Source organism: Microbacterium sp. M4A5_1d, assembly GCF_053345465.1.
On sequence record NZ_JBKFAD010000001.1, the window covers coordinates 992,532 to 1,006,786 of the forward strand.

The 14,255-nt window shown below is 71.5% G+C and carries 14 protein-coding genes; 8 read left to right on the top strand and 6 right to left on the bottom strand.

Features of this window, described 5'->3' with window-relative positions:
* Window positions 1–55 precede the first annotated feature (55 nt).
* On the top strand, window positions 56–1,258 hold the full coding sequence (gene chrA / locus ACLBWJ_RS04770; protein ID WP_404568198.1) for a chromate efflux transporter: 1,203 nt from the start codon (window positions 56–58) through the stop codon (window positions 1,256–1,258).
* On the opposite strand, the gene ACLBWJ_RS04775 is transcribed toward chrA, so the two are convergent.
* The 3 genes from ACLBWJ_RS04775 to ACLBWJ_RS04785 all read right to left on the bottom strand — a co-directional run bounded on the left by ACLBWJ_RS04775 (window position 1,248) and on the right by ACLBWJ_RS04785 (window position 4,675).
* A complete protein-coding gene (locus tag ACLBWJ_RS04775; RefSeq protein WP_447659810.1) occupies window positions 1,248–2,525 on the bottom strand; it encodes an MFS transporter in 1,278 nt (425 codons plus the stop codon). The genes chrA and ACLBWJ_RS04775 overlap by 11 nt on opposite strands.
* Before the next feature lie 100 nt (window positions 2,526–2,625).
* Window positions 2,626–3,915 carry a M18 family aminopeptidase gene (locus tag ACLBWJ_RS04780; protein ID WP_447659811.1) on the bottom strand — a complete coding sequence of 430 codons (1,290 nt, stop codon included), beginning with the start codon at window positions 3,913–3,915 and terminating at the stop codon, window positions 2,626–2,628.
* Window positions 3,916–3,979: 64 nt separating this feature from the next.
* Window positions 3,980–4,675: a M15 family metallopeptidase gene (locus tag ACLBWJ_RS04785; RefSeq protein WP_447659812.1), complete on the bottom strand. Its 696-nt coding sequence runs from the start codon at window positions 4,673–4,675 to the stop codon at window positions 3,980–3,982.
* Window positions 4,676–4,761: 86 nt separating this feature from the next.
* Here ACLBWJ_RS04785 and ACLBWJ_RS04790 point away from each other — a divergent pair, with 86 nt between their 5' ends.
* Both ACLBWJ_RS04790 and ACLBWJ_RS04795 read left to right on the top strand, forming a co-directional pair.
* Window positions 4,762–5,430, top strand: a complete 669-nt coding sequence (locus tag ACLBWJ_RS04790; protein WP_447659813.1) for a response regulator transcription factor — start codon at window positions 4,762–4,764, stop codon at window positions 5,428–5,430.
* Window positions 5,427–6,530 (top strand): sensor histidine kinase, encoded by a 1,104-nt coding sequence (locus tag ACLBWJ_RS04795; RefSeq protein WP_447659814.1) that lies wholly within the window; start codon window positions 5,427–5,429, stop codon window positions 6,528–6,530. The genes ACLBWJ_RS04790 and ACLBWJ_RS04795 overlap by 4 nt, the downstream gene beginning before the upstream one ends.
* A gap of 6 nt (window positions 6,531–6,536) precedes the next feature.
* Here the strand turns inward: ACLBWJ_RS04795 and ACLBWJ_RS04800 are convergent, their stop codons facing one another.
* On the bottom strand, window positions 6,537–6,845 hold the full coding sequence (locus ACLBWJ_RS04800; RefSeq protein WP_114588055.1) for a TraR/DksA family transcriptional regulator: 309 nt from the start codon (window positions 6,843–6,845) through the stop codon (window positions 6,537–6,539).
* Between the two features lie 208 nt (window positions 6,846–7,053).
* Between ACLBWJ_RS04800 and ACLBWJ_RS04805 the strand changes: the two genes are divergently transcribed.
* Window positions 7,054–7,188 carry a hypothetical protein gene (locus tag ACLBWJ_RS04805; RefSeq protein WP_447659815.1) on the top strand — a complete coding sequence of 45 codons (135 nt, stop codon included), beginning with the start codon at window positions 7,054–7,056 and terminating at the stop codon, window positions 7,186–7,188.
* 120 nt (window positions 7,189–7,308) lie between these two features.
* Window positions 7,309–8,808 (top strand): MATE family efflux transporter, encoded by a 1,500-nt coding sequence (locus tag ACLBWJ_RS04810; RefSeq protein ID WP_447659816.1) that lies wholly within the window; start codon window positions 7,309–7,311, stop codon window positions 8,806–8,808.
* Between the two features lie 18 nt (window positions 8,809–8,826).
* On the opposite strand, the gene ACLBWJ_RS04815 is transcribed toward ACLBWJ_RS04810, so the two are convergent.
* A complete protein-coding gene (locus ACLBWJ_RS04815) occupies window positions 8,827–10,590 on the bottom strand; it encodes an NYN domain-containing protein (RefSeq protein WP_447659817.1) in 1,764 nt (587 codons plus the stop codon).
* A gap of 83 nt (window positions 10,591–10,673) precedes the next feature.
* Between ACLBWJ_RS04815 and ACLBWJ_RS04820 the strand changes: the two genes are divergently transcribed.
* The 3 genes from ACLBWJ_RS04820 to ACLBWJ_RS04830 are packed head-to-tail and all read left to right on the top strand — an operon-like array spanning window position 10,674 to window position 12,984.
* Window positions 10,674–11,486: a glycosyltransferase gene (locus ACLBWJ_RS04820; RefSeq protein ID WP_447659818.1), complete on the top strand. Its 813-nt coding sequence runs from the start codon at window positions 10,674–10,676 to the stop codon at window positions 11,484–11,486.
* Window positions 11,483–12,343, top strand: a complete 861-nt coding sequence (locus ACLBWJ_RS04825; protein WP_447659819.1) for an endonuclease/exonuclease/phosphatase family protein — start codon at window positions 11,483–11,485, stop codon at window positions 12,341–12,343. The genes ACLBWJ_RS04820 and ACLBWJ_RS04825 overlap by 4 nt, the downstream gene beginning before the upstream one ends.
* Window positions 12,340–12,984, top strand: coding sequence for a hypothetical protein (locus ACLBWJ_RS04830; protein ID WP_447659820.1), 645 nt, complete (start codon window positions 12,340–12,342; stop codon window positions 12,982–12,984). The genes ACLBWJ_RS04825 and ACLBWJ_RS04830 overlap by 4 nt, the downstream gene beginning before the upstream one ends.
* Here the strand turns inward: ACLBWJ_RS04830 and ACLBWJ_RS04835 are convergent.
* Window positions 12,968–14,206 carry an NAD(P)/FAD-dependent oxidoreductase gene (locus ACLBWJ_RS04835; protein WP_114588206.1) on the bottom strand — a complete coding sequence of 413 codons (1,239 nt, stop codon included), beginning with the start codon at window positions 14,204–14,206 and terminating at the stop codon, window positions 12,968–12,970. The two genes, ACLBWJ_RS04830 and ACLBWJ_RS04835, sit on opposite strands and share 17 nt — an antisense overlap.
* Window positions 14,207–14,255 lie beyond the last annotated feature (49 nt).

Sequence of the window (14,255 nt, forward strand, 5' to 3'; positions counted from 1 at the left end):
GCTAATCGCGCGTGGCGTTCACCGGCTGTTCACGGATCGGTGGTGCGCTGGACGGGTGTCGAACCTCGCCGCCGTGTTCGCGGTGTTCCTGCGCCTCGGACTGACATCCTTCGGCGGCCCGATCGCGCACCTCGGCTACTTCCGCGACGAGTTCGTCGAGCGCCGGCGATGGATCGGCGATCGGACCTACGGCGAACTCGTGGCCCTGTGCCAGTTCCTGCCCGGGCCCGCCTCGAGCCAGGTGGGGTTCGCGATCGGCCTGCGCCGCGCGGGACTCGCGGGCGCGGTCGCGGCCTTCGCCGCATTCACCCTGCCCTCCGCCGCACTCATGGTCTGGGCGGCGAGCGGAATCGGGGCCGTGACCGGCACCATCGCGACCGGAGTCGTCGACGGGCTCAAGGTGGTCGCGGTGGCCGTCGTCGCACACGCCGTCTGGGGCATGGCGAGAAGCCTCGCACCCGACCGACCGCGCGGGACGATCGCGATCACGGCAGCCGTCGGGGTCGCACTGGTGGGCGGGCCGTTCGCCCAGTTGGGGGCGATCGCCCTCGGCGCCCTCGCGGGGATCCTGTGGCTCGGCGAGGGGTCCTCCGACTCGGTTGACGCCGCCGACGCGGACGCCCTTCCGAGCGCGAGCACCCGTGTCGGGGTCACCGCGCTCGTGATCCTGACCGGCCTCCTCGTCGCGAGCCCGATCGCGGCTCGGGTGACGGGAGACGGCTCGCTCGCACTGTTCGACGCCTTCCTGCGCTCGGGCGTGCTCGTGTTCGGCGGCGGCCACGTGGTGCTCCCCCTTCTCGAGAGCGCCGTCGTCGGCCCGGGCTGGGTGGATGCCGGGACGTTTCTGGCCGGCTATGGTGCGGCGCAGGCCCTGCCCGGTCCGCTGTTCGCCTTCTCGGCCTATCTCGGGGCGCTCGCGAGCGTCGGCCCGGGTGGCGTGGCCGGGGCCATGATCGCGCTCGTCGCGATCTTCCTGCCCGGCTTCCTGCTGCTCCTCGGTGCGCTGCCCGTGTGGGCCGTCGTGCGGCGCTGGTCCCGGGCACGAGGCCTGGTCCGCGGAGCGAGCGCCGCGGTCGTCGGCATCCTCGGCGCCGCCCTCTACGACCCGGTGTTCACGACGTCGGTCACCCGCGTCGACCAGTTCGCGCTCGCCCTCGTCTGTTTCGGGCTGCTGACGCTCTGGCGCTGCCCGGCCTGGGTGGTCGTGATGCTGGGCGCCGGCGTGGGGGCGACGACGGCAGCGCTGATCAACGGCTGACGAGCGACGGTGCGGAGTGCGCTCCACCCGATGTCCGGGCCTGTTCCTCCGCGCGTTCACGACGCTCGATCACGACGTTGACGACCCCGAGCACGAGGACGAGGACCGCGGCGATCGTCGGCAGGAGCATCGCCAGCCGGACGTCACCCGCCTCCGCGATCGCGCCGGTCGCGGCTGACGCGAGCGCTTGCGCCAGCGTCAGCGCCGATCCGAGGAGCGTCATCGTGGTCGCCGACCGGCCGACGGGGCTGCGGTGTCCCGCGATGCTGAACAGCGTCACGAGCGTCGGTCCGACGCCGAGCCCCATCAGCAGCAGCATGACGATGACCGCGCCCAGCGAGTCCGAAGCGGCGTAGCCGCCCGCCGAGACGGCCAGCACGGCGGCGAAGACGAGCCAGCGGTGACGCAGGGCGAAGCCCGACGGCAGGAGCACCACCGCGAGGGCGAGGGCGGCCGAGCCGATTCCCATGAGGCCGTAGAGCAGCCCGGCCTCGACGTCGTCGCCGGCGGTCTGCGCGAACGCGGTGAGCGAGGTCAGCGTCGCTCCGAAGAAGAGTCCCACGCCGAAGGTGCCCGCGACCAGGACGAGGACGCGCCCGCGCAGCACCTGCGCGATCGGCGCCCGCTCCTCGCTCTCACCGGGGTCGAGGGCGGTCGCGGCGATCCGCCCGCTGGGGTGGAGGGCGAAGGCGGTGACGAACACGAGGCTGAGAGCTGCGGCGATCGCGATCGGGGCCCAGGGCGCGATGACGGCCGCGAGGATGCCGACGAGGAACGGGCCGATGACGAACGCCGTCTCGTCGGCCGCCGACTCGTACGACATGACGCGCGAGAGCGTGCGTGGCCGGTGCTCGGCACCGAGGCGCGCCCGGATGATGCCCATCAGCCGGCTGCGCGACATGGCTGCCGCTTGCGGAGCGCTCAGGCCGATCGCCGCGGCGGCGGTCAGGATGAGCGGGTCGGGTGATCCGGCGGTGACGACGATCGGGAACACCCCGAGCAGGATGCCGTTGAGGATGCCGAGTGGAACGAGCACCCGCCGCTGCCCGAACCGGTCGACGGCGTCGCCGATCACCGGGCCGGCGATGACGACGCCGATGCCGACGGCGGCCGACGTGAGCCCGCCGAGCCCCACCGACCCGGTCGCAGAGACGACGAGGGTGAGGACACCGACGACCATCATCGCGAAGGGAAGCCGGGCGATGAACGCGATCGGGAAGAACGCCCAACCCGTGTGGTGGATCAGGGAACGATCATTCGACGTCATGCATGCCTCCGAGCAGTCAGCTCGTTCTCACGTGCCGCCTTGCTCCGTCAGCAGGTAGTTGCATCGTTTCGTCCGGGCCGGCGCCGCGGACTGCTCGATTCTACCGGCGGAACAGCTCCTCGGCCACGAGCGAGAGATCGTGCAGGTCGGAGACCCCGGCGAGTTCGCGCGCCGAGTGCATCGAGAGGATCGGGATCCCCACGTCGACGGTGCGGATGCCGAGCCGCGTGGCGGTGATCGGCCCGATCGTCGACCCGCAGGGCACGCTGTTGTTCGACACGAACTCCTGGCTGCGCACGCCCGCCGCGTCGCACCAGCCGTTCCATGCGGCGGCCCCGACGCCGTCCGTCGCGTACCGCTGGTTGGCGTTGATCTTCAGGATCGGCCCCGATCCGAGCACCGGCAGTACGACGGGGTCGTGCTTGTGGGCATAGTTCGGGTGCACCGAGTGCCCGACGTCGCTCGAGACGCACCAGGATGCGGCGAGTGCGCGCATCCCCTCCTCGCGATCGGCACCGAGGCCGAGCTGGATGCGCCCGATGACATCGGCGAGGAAGGGACCGGCCGCACCCGAGCGGGTCGCCGACCCGACCTCCTCGTGGTCGAAGACGGCGAGCATCGCGATGTGCCCAGCGTCGAAGCCTCCGGCGGCTCGCTCCAGCGCGACGACTCCGGCATGGACGGAGGCGAGGTCATCCAGCCGACCGGCTGCGAAGAAGACGTCCCCCGCGCCGAAGACCGAGCCCCGGGCGGCATCGGCCGTCACAACGTCGTAGCCGCGGATGCGGGCGGCATCCACTCCCGCCTCGCGGGCGAGCTCGCCGAGCAGGTCGGCGGAGTCGGCGGACCCGAGCCCCCACACCGGCTGCGTCTGCGTCTGCTTGTCGAGGGCGAGGTGGTCGTTCGCCTCGCGGTCGAGGTGGATGGCGAGCTGCGGCAGGCGGAGGAGCGGGCCCGTCGCGGCGAGCACCGCGGTGCCGTCGTCGAGCACGAGGCGGCCGGCCAGCCGCAGCTCGCGGTCGAGCCACGAGTTGAGCAGCGGTCCGCCGTAGACCTCGACCCCGGCTTGCAGCCAGCCGAGCCGGCCGGTGGTGGGGCGGGGCTTGAGCTTGAAGGCGGGCGAGTCGCTGTGCGCGCCGAACACCCGGACGGGCGTCACCGCGGTCGCCGCTGCCGGCACGATCCACGCGAGCACGGCGCCGTCGCGCACCACGAGGTAGCGCCCGCCCGGTTGTTCCGGCCACTGCTCGTCTTCCGCCAGCGCGGTGAAACCGGCTGCGGTGAGGCGTCGCGCCACCTCGGCAGCGGCATGGAAGCTCGACGGCGACGCGGCGACGAACTCGGCGAGGTCGTCGGCGTGGGAGCGGGCGGCGGCGGTGACGGCGGACACGGTGACTCCTGGATCGTTGAGGGGCTCCCTCGATCGTAAGCGCACCCGCCGCCGCGGCCCGGGCTCAGCCGTTGGCATCGGTGCGCATCGGCGGGCACTCCGATCCCGGCGTGGTCGCCAACTCGAAATGCCACGGCTCGTTGCCGTAGGTCTGGCAGATGCGGAACTCCGAGCCGTACGAGATCAGCCAGTACTGCGCGTCGACCGGCCCGATGTCGATGGCGTCGCCGCTGACGTGACGCGACTGCTCGGGGGTGGCGACGTAGGCGCGGGCGGTCTCCTCCCCCACCGAAGCGATGCGGTCGTCGAGGAGCCACTGCTGATACCCCGCGCTGCGCCATCCGCTCGTCACGCCCAGGCGGATGCCGTCGTCCGCGGCACGCGCCTCGGCAGCGCGCATCGCCGCCAGCAGCTCCGGGTCGAGTCGCGAGATGGCCGGCAGGTCGTCATCCCACAGACTCACCTGCACCCCGTCGTCGATGAACCCGTCGTCGGCCGACGGCGTGAAGACCGTGCCCGGGAAGACCGGCGGCATCGGCGGCAGCTGAAGACCCGATGAACCGGCGAGCGCACCGATGGCGGACGCGCCGAGGGCGACCGCACCCGCGACGGCAACCGCGCTGAGGGCGAGGCGGCGACGGCGAACACGACGGGATGTGCGCGCTCGCGGGCGCGGCGGCACGAAAGTCACCCGCCGGCCGGATTCGGTCGTCGGCAGCGCGAGCGGGCGGGTCGGAACCGGGGCGGAGGAAGTGCTCATGCTCCCAGTGGACGAGAGCGGATGTTGCACCGGTGTCGCCGATTCCGCATACGCCCGCGATACATGCGCCCGCCTATCCTGAGGCCATGCGTGTGCTGATCGTCGAGGACGAGCTCTTCCTCGCCGAGGCGATCCGCGACGGCCTCCGCCTCGAGGCCATCTCGGCCGACCTCGCCGCCGACGGCGATACCGCGCTCGAGCAGCTGGCGATCACCGCGTACGACGTGGTCGTGCTCGACCGCGACATCCCCGGCCCGAACGGTGACGAGATCGCGCGCCACCTCTCCCAGCAGACCGGGGCGCCCCGCATCCTCATGCTGACCGCGGCCGATCGGCTGGACGACAAGGCGTCGGGCTTCGAGTCCGGTGCCGACGACTACCTGACCAAGCCGTTCGCGATGCGCGAGCTCGTGCTGCGACTGCGTGCGCTGGCGCGGCGCTCGGCCAGCTCCGCTCCCCCGATCCGCGAGTTCGGCGGCGTGAGGCTCGATCCCTTCCGCCGCGAGGTCTACCGCGATGGACGGTACATCGCGGTGACACGCAAGCAGTTCGCCGTGCTCGAGGTGCTCCTCAGCGCCGGCGGTGGTGTCATCAGCGCCGAGGCGTTGCTCGAACGCGCCTGGGACGAGAACGCCGACCCGTTCACGAACGCGGTCCGCATCACGATCTCCACGCTCCGCAAACGGCTCGGCGAGCCCTGGGTCATCGAGACCGTGCCGGGTGTCGGATACCGGATGTCGGAACCCGCGCTGTGATCGCCCGCCGCCGCGGGCTCTCCCTGCGGGTCTCACTCACCCTCAGCTACGCCGGGTTCCTGGTCGTCGCGGGCGCGGTGCTCTTCGGCGTCGGGCTGCTGGCCCTGCGGTTCGTGCCGAGCGGCGACCTGTTCAGCCAGTCGACGGGCGGGTGGGCGCCCGGACGCGGCGACCTCACCGACGTCTTCGTCAAGTACGCGTGGTGGGCTCTGGCCGCCCTCCTCGTCGTCGGACTCGTCGGCGGCTGGTTCCTCGCGGGGTGGATGCTCGCGCCGCTCGGACGGGTCACCGAAGTAGTCGGCCGGGCCGATGCCGGAACGCTTCACCGCCGAATCGCGCTGCGCGGACGCCGGAACGAGCTGACCGACCTCGCCGACGCCTTCGACGACATGCTCGACCGGATCGAACGCGCTGTCGCAGAGGAATCGCGGTTCGCGGCGAACGCGTCGCACGAGCTGCGCACCCCGCATGCCGTCATCCGGACGATCATCGAGGTGGCGCGCGCCGATCCGGGCGGCCGCGACGCCGACCTCGTCCTGAGCAGGGTCGCCGAGACGAACGAGCGGGCGATCGCCACGACGGAGGCCCTGCTCGACCTCGCGCGCGCCGGACGATCCGGCCTCGACTTCGCGCCGGTCGACCTCGCAGCCCTGGTCGAGCAGGTCGTCGCAGACGCACGCGACGGCGCGGATGAGGCGGCCCGTGGAGGGTCACCGAGCATCCGCGAGGAGCGGGGGCCGGCCACGGCGCGCGGGAACGCCGCCCTCCTCCGGCAGCTGGTGTCGAACCTCGTCGCCAATGCCCTGATCCACAACCTCCCGGACGGGGCCGAGGTCGCCGTACGCACCCGGACGGCACCCGATGGCTCAGCGCTGCTCGAGATCGCCAACACCGGTCCCGACCTCGATCCGGCTCGCGTCGCAACGCTCACGGAGCCGTTCGTTCGCGCGGGAGACCGGACCCGCGCGGCATCCGACCGGGGGATCGGTCTCGGACTGACGATCGTCTCGGCCATCGTCCGCAGCCATCGCGGCGATCTGCGGATCACCCCGCGTGAGGGCGGGGGCCTGATCGTCCGCGTGACACTGCCCGGCACCTGACAGCGCCTAGGCCGTCTCGGCCCGGCTCTGACACTCGATGCACGCGGGAGCGTAGGGCACCGCTTCCAGGCGTGCCGGCGCGATCGCGCGGCCGCATCCGACGCAGCGCCCGTACGAGCCCGCGTCGACGCGATCCAGGGCCTCGGTGATCAGGGTGATCGTGGCGCGGTGCGATGCGGCGGTCTGATATGCCACCGGGTCGACGGAAGGAACCGCGCGCGGCTCGATATCCTGCAGCAGCTCGCGGCGTTCGGCGAGCAGCGCTTCGAGGCGCATTCGAACGTCGCTCGACGTCGCGTCGGCGGTCTTTTCCATTTTTCTTCCGTTCTGACTTTTCTGGTGCGCGAAAAACCCCGGTCTCAAGCCTGCAAGGGCGAAACGACGGGGCGGTGACCACCCACCATAGCCAGTCCGCACAGAAAAGCAAGCTGCGCCGAGGCGGCCTGAAAGGCGGATTTGACTTCTTTTTCTTCCGGGCTATGGTCGGGAGTCACACGCCAGCCACGAGGGGAAGCGAGTTCTCATGTCGACCAAGACACCACGCACACGAGGCGACAAAAAGGCGCCGCAATTGTCGTTGAAAGAAAAACGCGCGGCCAAGCGCGAGAAGCAGGAGGACGGCGCGTTCCTGAAGCCCCGCAAGGGGTCCTCCCACTGACACCGCGAGCGCGCATGCGGGATATCCCTTGGCGCATCTCGAATCGATTCGATACACTGATTGACGGCGGCGCTCCGGCGCCGCCGTTGTCGTGCCCGCATCTTCTCGAAGGCCACCGCGATGTCCCGCACCCTCACCACCGGCAGCCCCTGGCGCGTCATCCTCGCGTTCTCGGTGCCTCTCCTGATCGGCAACGTGGTGCAGCAGATGTACCACATCGTCGATGCGGTCGTGGTCGGGCGCTGGCTCGGCGTCGACTCTCTCGCCGCCGTCGGCGCGACCGGCTCGATGCTGTTCCTGCTCATCGGGTTCGCGTGGGGACTCACCTCCGGATTCGCGATCCCGACGGCGCAGGCCTTCGGCGCGGGCGATCACGCCGCGGTCCGCCGGTCGGTCGCGGCCGGCGCCACGCTGACCGCGATGACGAGCGTCGTGCTCACCGTCGTGGCTCCGTTCCTGTCGCGTCCCCTGCTCGAACTGCTGCAGACTCCCCCCGAGCTCCTCGACGATGCGACGGCCTTCGCCGTCGTCAGCTTCCTCGGCGCCGGGGCGACGATGTTCTTCAACTACCTGACGGCGATCATCCGCGCGATCGGCGACTCCCGCACTCCGCTGATCTTCCTGACGGTGGCATGCGTCTTCAACGTCGTGCTCGTCGTGCTGATGGTCGGGCCGCTCGGATGGGGCGTCGGTGGCGCCGCCCTGGCGACGGTCGTGTCGCAGGCGTTGTCGGTCGGGCTGTGCCTCGACTACATCCGCCGCCGTATCCCGGTCCTGCGCATGCGGCGCGCCGACTGGCGCATCACGCGCGCCGACCTCGCCCTGCACCTGCGACTCGGACTGCCGATGGGTTTCCAGGCGTCGATCATCGCGATCGGCACGCTCGCGGTGCAGGTGCGCCTGAACGAGCTCGGCGCCGACGCCGTCGCCGCCTATACGACCGCTTCACGCGTCGACGGGCTCGCGATCGCTCTGCTGCAGTCGCTGGGACTCGCCGTCTCGATGTTCGTCGCGCAGAACTACGGCGGTGGACGTCCCGACCGCATCCGCCAGGGCGTCGCACAGGCGACGTGGATGGCCGTGATCGGCGCCGTCGGACTCGGCGCGGTGCTCATCACTCTCGGGGCGCCGCTCGTCCGCCTGTTCGTCGGTGACGGCTCGGACGACGTGGTCTCGCTCGCCGCCCTCATGCTGATCATCAACGGCGCGACCTATACGGCGCTGGGCGTCCTGTTCGTGCTCCGCGGGGCGCTGCAGGGCCTCGGCCACACTCTCGTGCCGACCATCACCGGAATCGTCGAGCTCTTCATGCGCGCCGGAGCCGCTGTCGTGCTCGGCGCGCTCATCGGTTTCGCGGGGGTCGCGTGGAGCAACCCCCTCGCCTGGCTCGGTGCCACCGCCATCCTGATCCCGGCCTACCTGCGAGCGCGTCGCGAACTCGCGAGCATGCCGGTCGCACGCGCGGATCACATCAGCGCGGCCACGACTCCCGTTCCGGTCGTCGGCCCCGCGAGCGGATCGATGGTCGTCGATGCGGTGGTCACGCAGCCGGTCCCCGTCGTCCCGGCCCGGCGACGCCGGCGTACGGTCGCCGTAGCGCTCCGCCGCAGCCGCGGCTGACCCGCCGTGACCTGCGGATCAGCTCGCGGATGAACCGGGGCGTGATGCCCGGCGCGGCGTCCGCTTGACGGGGGCGGCTGCCGCCGCGGGCTCTTCGGCGCGCGGCTCCACGGCGGGCTCCGCGGGAGCGTCCGTCACCGGAGCCTTCCGGCTGCGGGGTGCCCGCTTCGGCCGAGTGGGCGCCTCGGCTTCGGCCCCGGCTTCGGCTTCGGTGTCGGCTTCATCCGACGGTGTCTTCGGAGCGGCGGCCCGGCTCCGCGAAGCGCGCTTCGGCCGAACCGGGGCGTCGGTCGAAGGCTCGGTCTCAGCCGGAACGGACTCGGCGACGGGATCGACGTCAGCCGCGGGGGCGGACGCCGCATCGGTGCTCGGAGCCGGCGCAGCCTCGTCCGTCTGCGTCTCCGTCGACGCGTCGGCGTCCGTCGCGCGCTTCGCGGCGGTGCGGGCACCGGTTCTGCGAGGGGTCCGGGTCTTCGACTCGCCGCTCGCCGACGTCGTCTCCGCTTCGGACTTCGCGCTCGTCTTCGCCGCTGTCCTCCCGCCGGTCTTCTTCCCGGCCCGGCCCGCAGCGGGCGCCTCATCCGTGACCGGAGCGGCGTCAGCCGAAACCGCCGGCTCGTCAGTGCTCGCGACGTCCGACGTCTCGGTCGCGTCGGATGCCGGCGCGGGCTCGATCGTTGCCACGCCGGCCGCCGTCTCCGTGCTCTCCGACGGCGCTGCGGACGCCGCGGCGTTGCCGCGCGCCGCCGACGAGACCGCGTCGAGAGCCGCATCCAGGGCTGCGCCCAGCGTGAGCTGCTCGATCATCGGACGGCGGTTGCGCGGCGTCGATCCGCTCGTCGGTTCCGCCGGAGGCATCGCCCGCGAGTCCTCGTCACGCGCCTCGGCGGCGACCTCCGGGGCCGGCGGCTCAGCGTCCTGCGCGGCGCTCTTGGCGCGGGACGGCTTGCGCCGCGAGCGACCGCCGGTCGTCCCGGCTTCGGCCTCGCCGCGAGCGTCGCCGCGCCCCTTCGCGGACGCATCCGCAGGGGTGTCGTCGGAGCCCTTCACGCCCGCTGCGTCCTTCGGGCGAAGCGACATCCCGCCCGGCTTCGACTCGATCGTGAACAGCCCCACCGCCCGCACGAGATCCGAGAGTTTTGCGTAGCCCCAGTTGCGGGGGTCGAAGTCGGGCTGCTGCTTGCGCATGAGCTGACCCACCGTCCCGAGGTCGGACCAGCCGTCATCGGCGGAAGCCGTCTCGACGGCGCTCCGGAGGAGAGCCACGAGGCGCGCATCGCCGCGCAGCGCCGCGGACGTCCAGCGCTCAGCCGTCGTCGAGCGGGCGGCATCCTTCTCGTCGACGACTCCGAGCACCTCGAGGTAGGTGAACTGATCGCAGGCGTTGCGGAAGGCCTCGGGCGTCTTCCGCTCGCCGAAGCCGTAGACGGTCACACCCTCCTCGCGGATGCGCGAGGCGAGGCGCGTGAAGTCGCTGTCGCTCGAGACGATGCAGAACCCCTGGAATCGGCGCGTGTACAGCAGGTCCATCGCGTCGATGATCAGCGCACTGTCGGTCGCGTTCTTGCCCGTCGTGTTGTCGAACTGCTGCATCGGCTGGATGACGTGCTCGCTCGCGGCATCCTTCCATCCGCGCAGCTGCGACTTGGTCCAGTCGCCGTACACGCGCTTGACCGAGGCGGTGCCGTAGGTGGCGATCTCGGCGAGTACTCCGCCGATCCGCGATGGCGAGACGTTGTCGGCATCGACGAGGACGGCGAGGAGATCGCTCTGCTGAGGCATACCTCCAGCATGTCATTGACGGCGGGCCGGAGCACTGTCAAGCCGCTCCCGCCGCTCCCGCGCCCGCCGTAGCGTGAGGTCCGATGACACTCGAACGCCGGCCCCCGCTGCACCGTCCGACCGTCTCGGTCGTGATCCCGGTGAAAGACGATGCTGTGATGCTGCGGCGGTGTCTGCGCGCTCTCGCCCAGCAGTCCGAACAGCCCGACGAGATCGTCGTCGTCGACAACGGTTCACGCGACGACTCCGCCGAGGTCGCGCGAGCCGCTGGTGCACGGGTCGTCGAGTGCATGACCGCCGGCATCCCGGCGGCGGCCGCCACCGGCTACGACCATGCGACCGGCGATCTCGTGCTGCGCCTGGACGCCGATTCGCTTCCGGATCCGACGTGGGTCGCCGACTTCCGCCGCGACTTCGCCCAGCGGCCTGACGTCGATGTCCTGACCGGCGCCGCGCACTTCGTCGACGGGCCCCGCGCCCTGCGGGTACCGCTCGCAGCGACGTACCTGGGGCTCTATGCGCTGCTGGGCTTCGCCGCTCTCGGCCACCTGCCGTTGTTCGGCTCCAACCTCGCCTTCCGTCGCGCGGCCTGGCGCAGCGTACGGACGGAAGTCCACCGCGGCGACGCGGAGGTGCACGACGACTTCGACCTCGCGTTCCACCTCGGCGGGCGACACCGCATCGCGTACTCGCGCCGTGCCGACATGGGGATCTCGATGCGACCCTTCGACGACGGGCGAGCCTTCCGCACGCGTATCGCCCGCGGCTTCCGCACCGTCCTCACCCACTGGCCGGACGAGCTGCCGCACCGCCGCGTCGCCCGGCGGCTCCGCCGCGCGCAGCGCGCGGCCCCGGAGCACCCGGCCTCGGCGCTGTCCGCGCAGGTCAGCCCATGACGGTCTCGACGGGCACGGCTGCGGCGATGCCGCGCATGTTCGGCCTCGACGAGATGCATCCCGACGACCTCCACGTCGCGACCTGGAACATCCGACGGCGCATCGACGGGCCCACCTGGCCCCCGAACGACCGCTGGTCGGTGCGGGGCCGGCGCCTCGCGATGGTTCTCCACGCCGACCCGCCCGCCATCCTCGGAACGCAGGAGGCGATGCCCGATCAGGCCGATCTGGTGCGGGCCTCGCTCGGCACGACCTACCGCTTCGTCGGTCACGGCCGGGGCGCCGACGGCCACGGCGAAGGCTGCCCGATCTTCTTCGACAGCGACCGGCTGGAGCTCACGGACCACGAACAGCTCGCTCTTTCCGAGACACCCGAGGTCGCGGGCTCGACGTCGTGGGGCAATCCCGTGCCGCGGGTGGTGGTCCGCGCGGCCTTCCGCGATCGGGTCACCGGCAGCGATCTGACCGTCCTCAACACCCACCTCGACGTGTTCTCCGCCCGCTCCCGGCTGCGCTCGGCGTGGCTGCTGCACGACCTGGCGGCCGAGACGACAGGGCCGGTGGTGGTCATGGGCGACATGAACGCCGGGCCGGGATCCGCACCTCTCGCGGCATTGTTCAGCGGCGACCTGGTAGACGCGTGGCACATGGCACAGGTGCGGACGACCCCGCTCTGGGACACCTATGGCGGATATCACCCGCCGCGCGTGCGGAAAGGACCGATCGACTGGATCGCCGTCGACCGGCGCACCCGCGTCACGCGCGCCGCGGTCGACACCCGGACGATCGACGGTGCCGCGCCCTCCGATCACCTGGGGATGCACATCCTCCTCCGCCTGAGCAGGGAGCAGTCGTGAGCCGGCCCGTCATGATCGACAACTTCCTCCGGCCGCCCCGCACCACGAGCGCTGTCGCCGCGGACGCGGTGCGGCTGTGCGGCGTCCTCAGCATCGTGGTCGCGGTGCTGTGGTTCGAGCCCACGGACGCCGGCATCCTCGCCTTCGCCCTTCCCGCACTCGTCGCACCGCGGTTCGTCGGCGTCCGTCCCGCATTCGACATCCTGTGCGGCATCACGGTCCTGGTGGCGGCGTGGAGCAACGTCGTCGATCTGTACCGCAGCGTCCCGCCGTGGGACATCCCGGTGCACCTCGTGTGCACGGGCGTCCTCGCCGCGCTCGCCTATATCGCGGCGGCTCGCGTCTCGGTCGTGCCGCTCCCCGGCACCGCGGGCTTCCGGCGGCGGACCGGCCTCACCGTCACGACGGCGTTCGGTCTCGCCTTCGCGGCCCTCTGGGAGATCGTGGAGTGGGTCGGCAAAGCCTTCGTCGACTCCATCCTCGTGACCTACGACGACACGATCGGCGACATGGCCGTCGGTGGACTCGGCGCGCTGATCGCCGGCATCCTCGTGGCCCGCGTGCGGCTGACGGTCGAGCGCACGCCCGCGGCGGGCAGCGACGCCGACCACGATGCCGCGGGCGTCACGCCCTCCCGGTGAGGATGAGGTTCCAGTAGACCCAGGGCAGCACGCGCCGGTCGAAGAACCACGACAGCGCGCTCTCGCGGTACATGCGGCGGAAGAAGGGGATCGTCGGCATGAGCTCGCCGGAGGGCCCGAACTCGGCCCACACGACGCTCGAACGCGACACCGTCATCGGGCATACGCCGTAGCCGTCGTACCGCGCACGGGGTTCGCCACCCGAGGCGACGGCCGCGAGGTTCTTCGCGAGCACCATGGTCTGCTTGCGCAGCGCTCCCCCGCTCTTCGAGTTCGTCGTCGCGGCGGCGTCACCGATGGCCCACACGTTGCCGAAGCGCGTGTGGCGGAGGGTCTCGGGGTCGACGTCGACGAACCCGTCCGCATCGCCGTCCGCTGCCAGGCCCGAGGCGCGGATCCAGTCGGGTGCCGACTGCGGCGGCACCACGTTGACGAGATCGAACCGGAGGCGTTCGATGCCGGAGGGCGAGCCGATGACGACTTCGGATGCCGCGGCATCCACCTCGATCAACGCGCTCTGCGTCCGCAGCTCGATGCCGTAACGGTCGATCGCCCGCTGGATCTCGTGGTCGAAGGCCGGGATGCCGAACACGGTGCTCTCCGGCACGACGAGGACGACTCTGATGTCGTCGAGCACACCGGTGCGCTGCCAGTAATCGCACGCCTGGTACATGGGTTTCTGCGAGGCACCCGCACACGAGGCGGGGCCTGCGGGCTGCGTGAAGACGACGGTGCCCTGCCGCAGATCGCGCAGGCGCAGCGACGTGCGCGCCGCGAGGTCGCCCTCGTAGTGCGTGGTGACGTCGCCCGTGCCGATCGACTCGGCGAGGCCCGGAACGCTCGCCCAGTCCTTCTGCATCCCGGGGCTGAGGACGAGGTGGTCGTAGCCGATCTCGTCGCCCGAGATCAGGCGGACGACCGATCGGCGCGGGTCGACCGAGACGACGGCATCCTGGATCCACCGGACGCCGTCGGGGATGACGCTGCGCTGTGGCCGGACCGTCTCGCTGATGCGCGCGGTGCCGCCGGCGACGTGCGAGAACAGCGGCTGATACTCGTGGACGTCCTTCGGCTCGATCAGCGCGATGTCGTCGAGTCCGCGCCGCTGCAATCGAGCCGCGGCGGACACCCCGCCGTTGCCGCCGCCGACCACGACGATCCGATGATGCGCGGTGTGCGACCGGGTCGCTCGGGGATCGGATGCTGCGTCTGCCGTCGCCATGCGACCACGGTAGGTGGCAGGCGCGGAACGACCGAGGTGCTTGCGTCGC

Bases quoted from the DNA above. Each gene is read 5' to 3' on its own strand.
- ACLBWJ_RS04775 (WP_447659810.1), bottom strand. From the start codon at position 2,525: ATGACGTCGAATGATCGTTCCCTGATCCACCACACGGGTTGGGCGTTC.
- ACLBWJ_RS04820 (WP_447659818.1), top strand. From the start codon at position 10,674: ATGACACTCGAACGCCGGCCCCCGCTGCACCGTCCGACCGTCTCGGTC.
- ACLBWJ_RS04800 (WP_114588055.1), bottom strand. From the start codon at position 6,845: ATGGAAAAGACCGCCGACGCGACGTCGAGCGACGTTCGAATGCGCCTC.
- ACLBWJ_RS04785 (WP_447659812.1), bottom strand. From the start codon at position 4,675: ATGAGCACTTCCTCCGCCCCGGTTCCGACCCGCCCGCTCGCGCTGCCG.
- ACLBWJ_RS04825 (WP_447659819.1), top strand. From the start codon at position 11,483: ATGACGGTCTCGACGGGCACGGCTGCGGCGATGCCGCGCATGTTCGGC.
- ACLBWJ_RS04790 (WP_447659813.1), top strand. From the start codon at position 4,762: ATGCGTGTGCTGATCGTCGAGGACGAGCTCTTCCTCGCCGAGGCGATC.
- ACLBWJ_RS04810 (WP_447659816.1), top strand. From the start codon at position 7,309: ATGTCCCGCACCCTCACCACCGGCAGCCCCTGGCGCGTCATCCTCGCG.
- ACLBWJ_RS04835 (WP_114588206.1), bottom strand. From the start codon at position 14,206: ATGGCGACGGCAGACGCAGCATCCGATCCCCGAGCGACCCGGTCGCAC.
- ACLBWJ_RS04805 (WP_447659815.1), top strand. From the start codon at position 7,054: ATGTCGACCAAGACACCACGCACACGAGGCGACAAAAAGGCGCCGCAA.
- ACLBWJ_RS04815 (WP_447659817.1), bottom strand. From the start codon at position 10,590: ATGCCTCAGCAGAGCGATCTCCTCGCCGTCCTCGTCGATGCCGACAAC.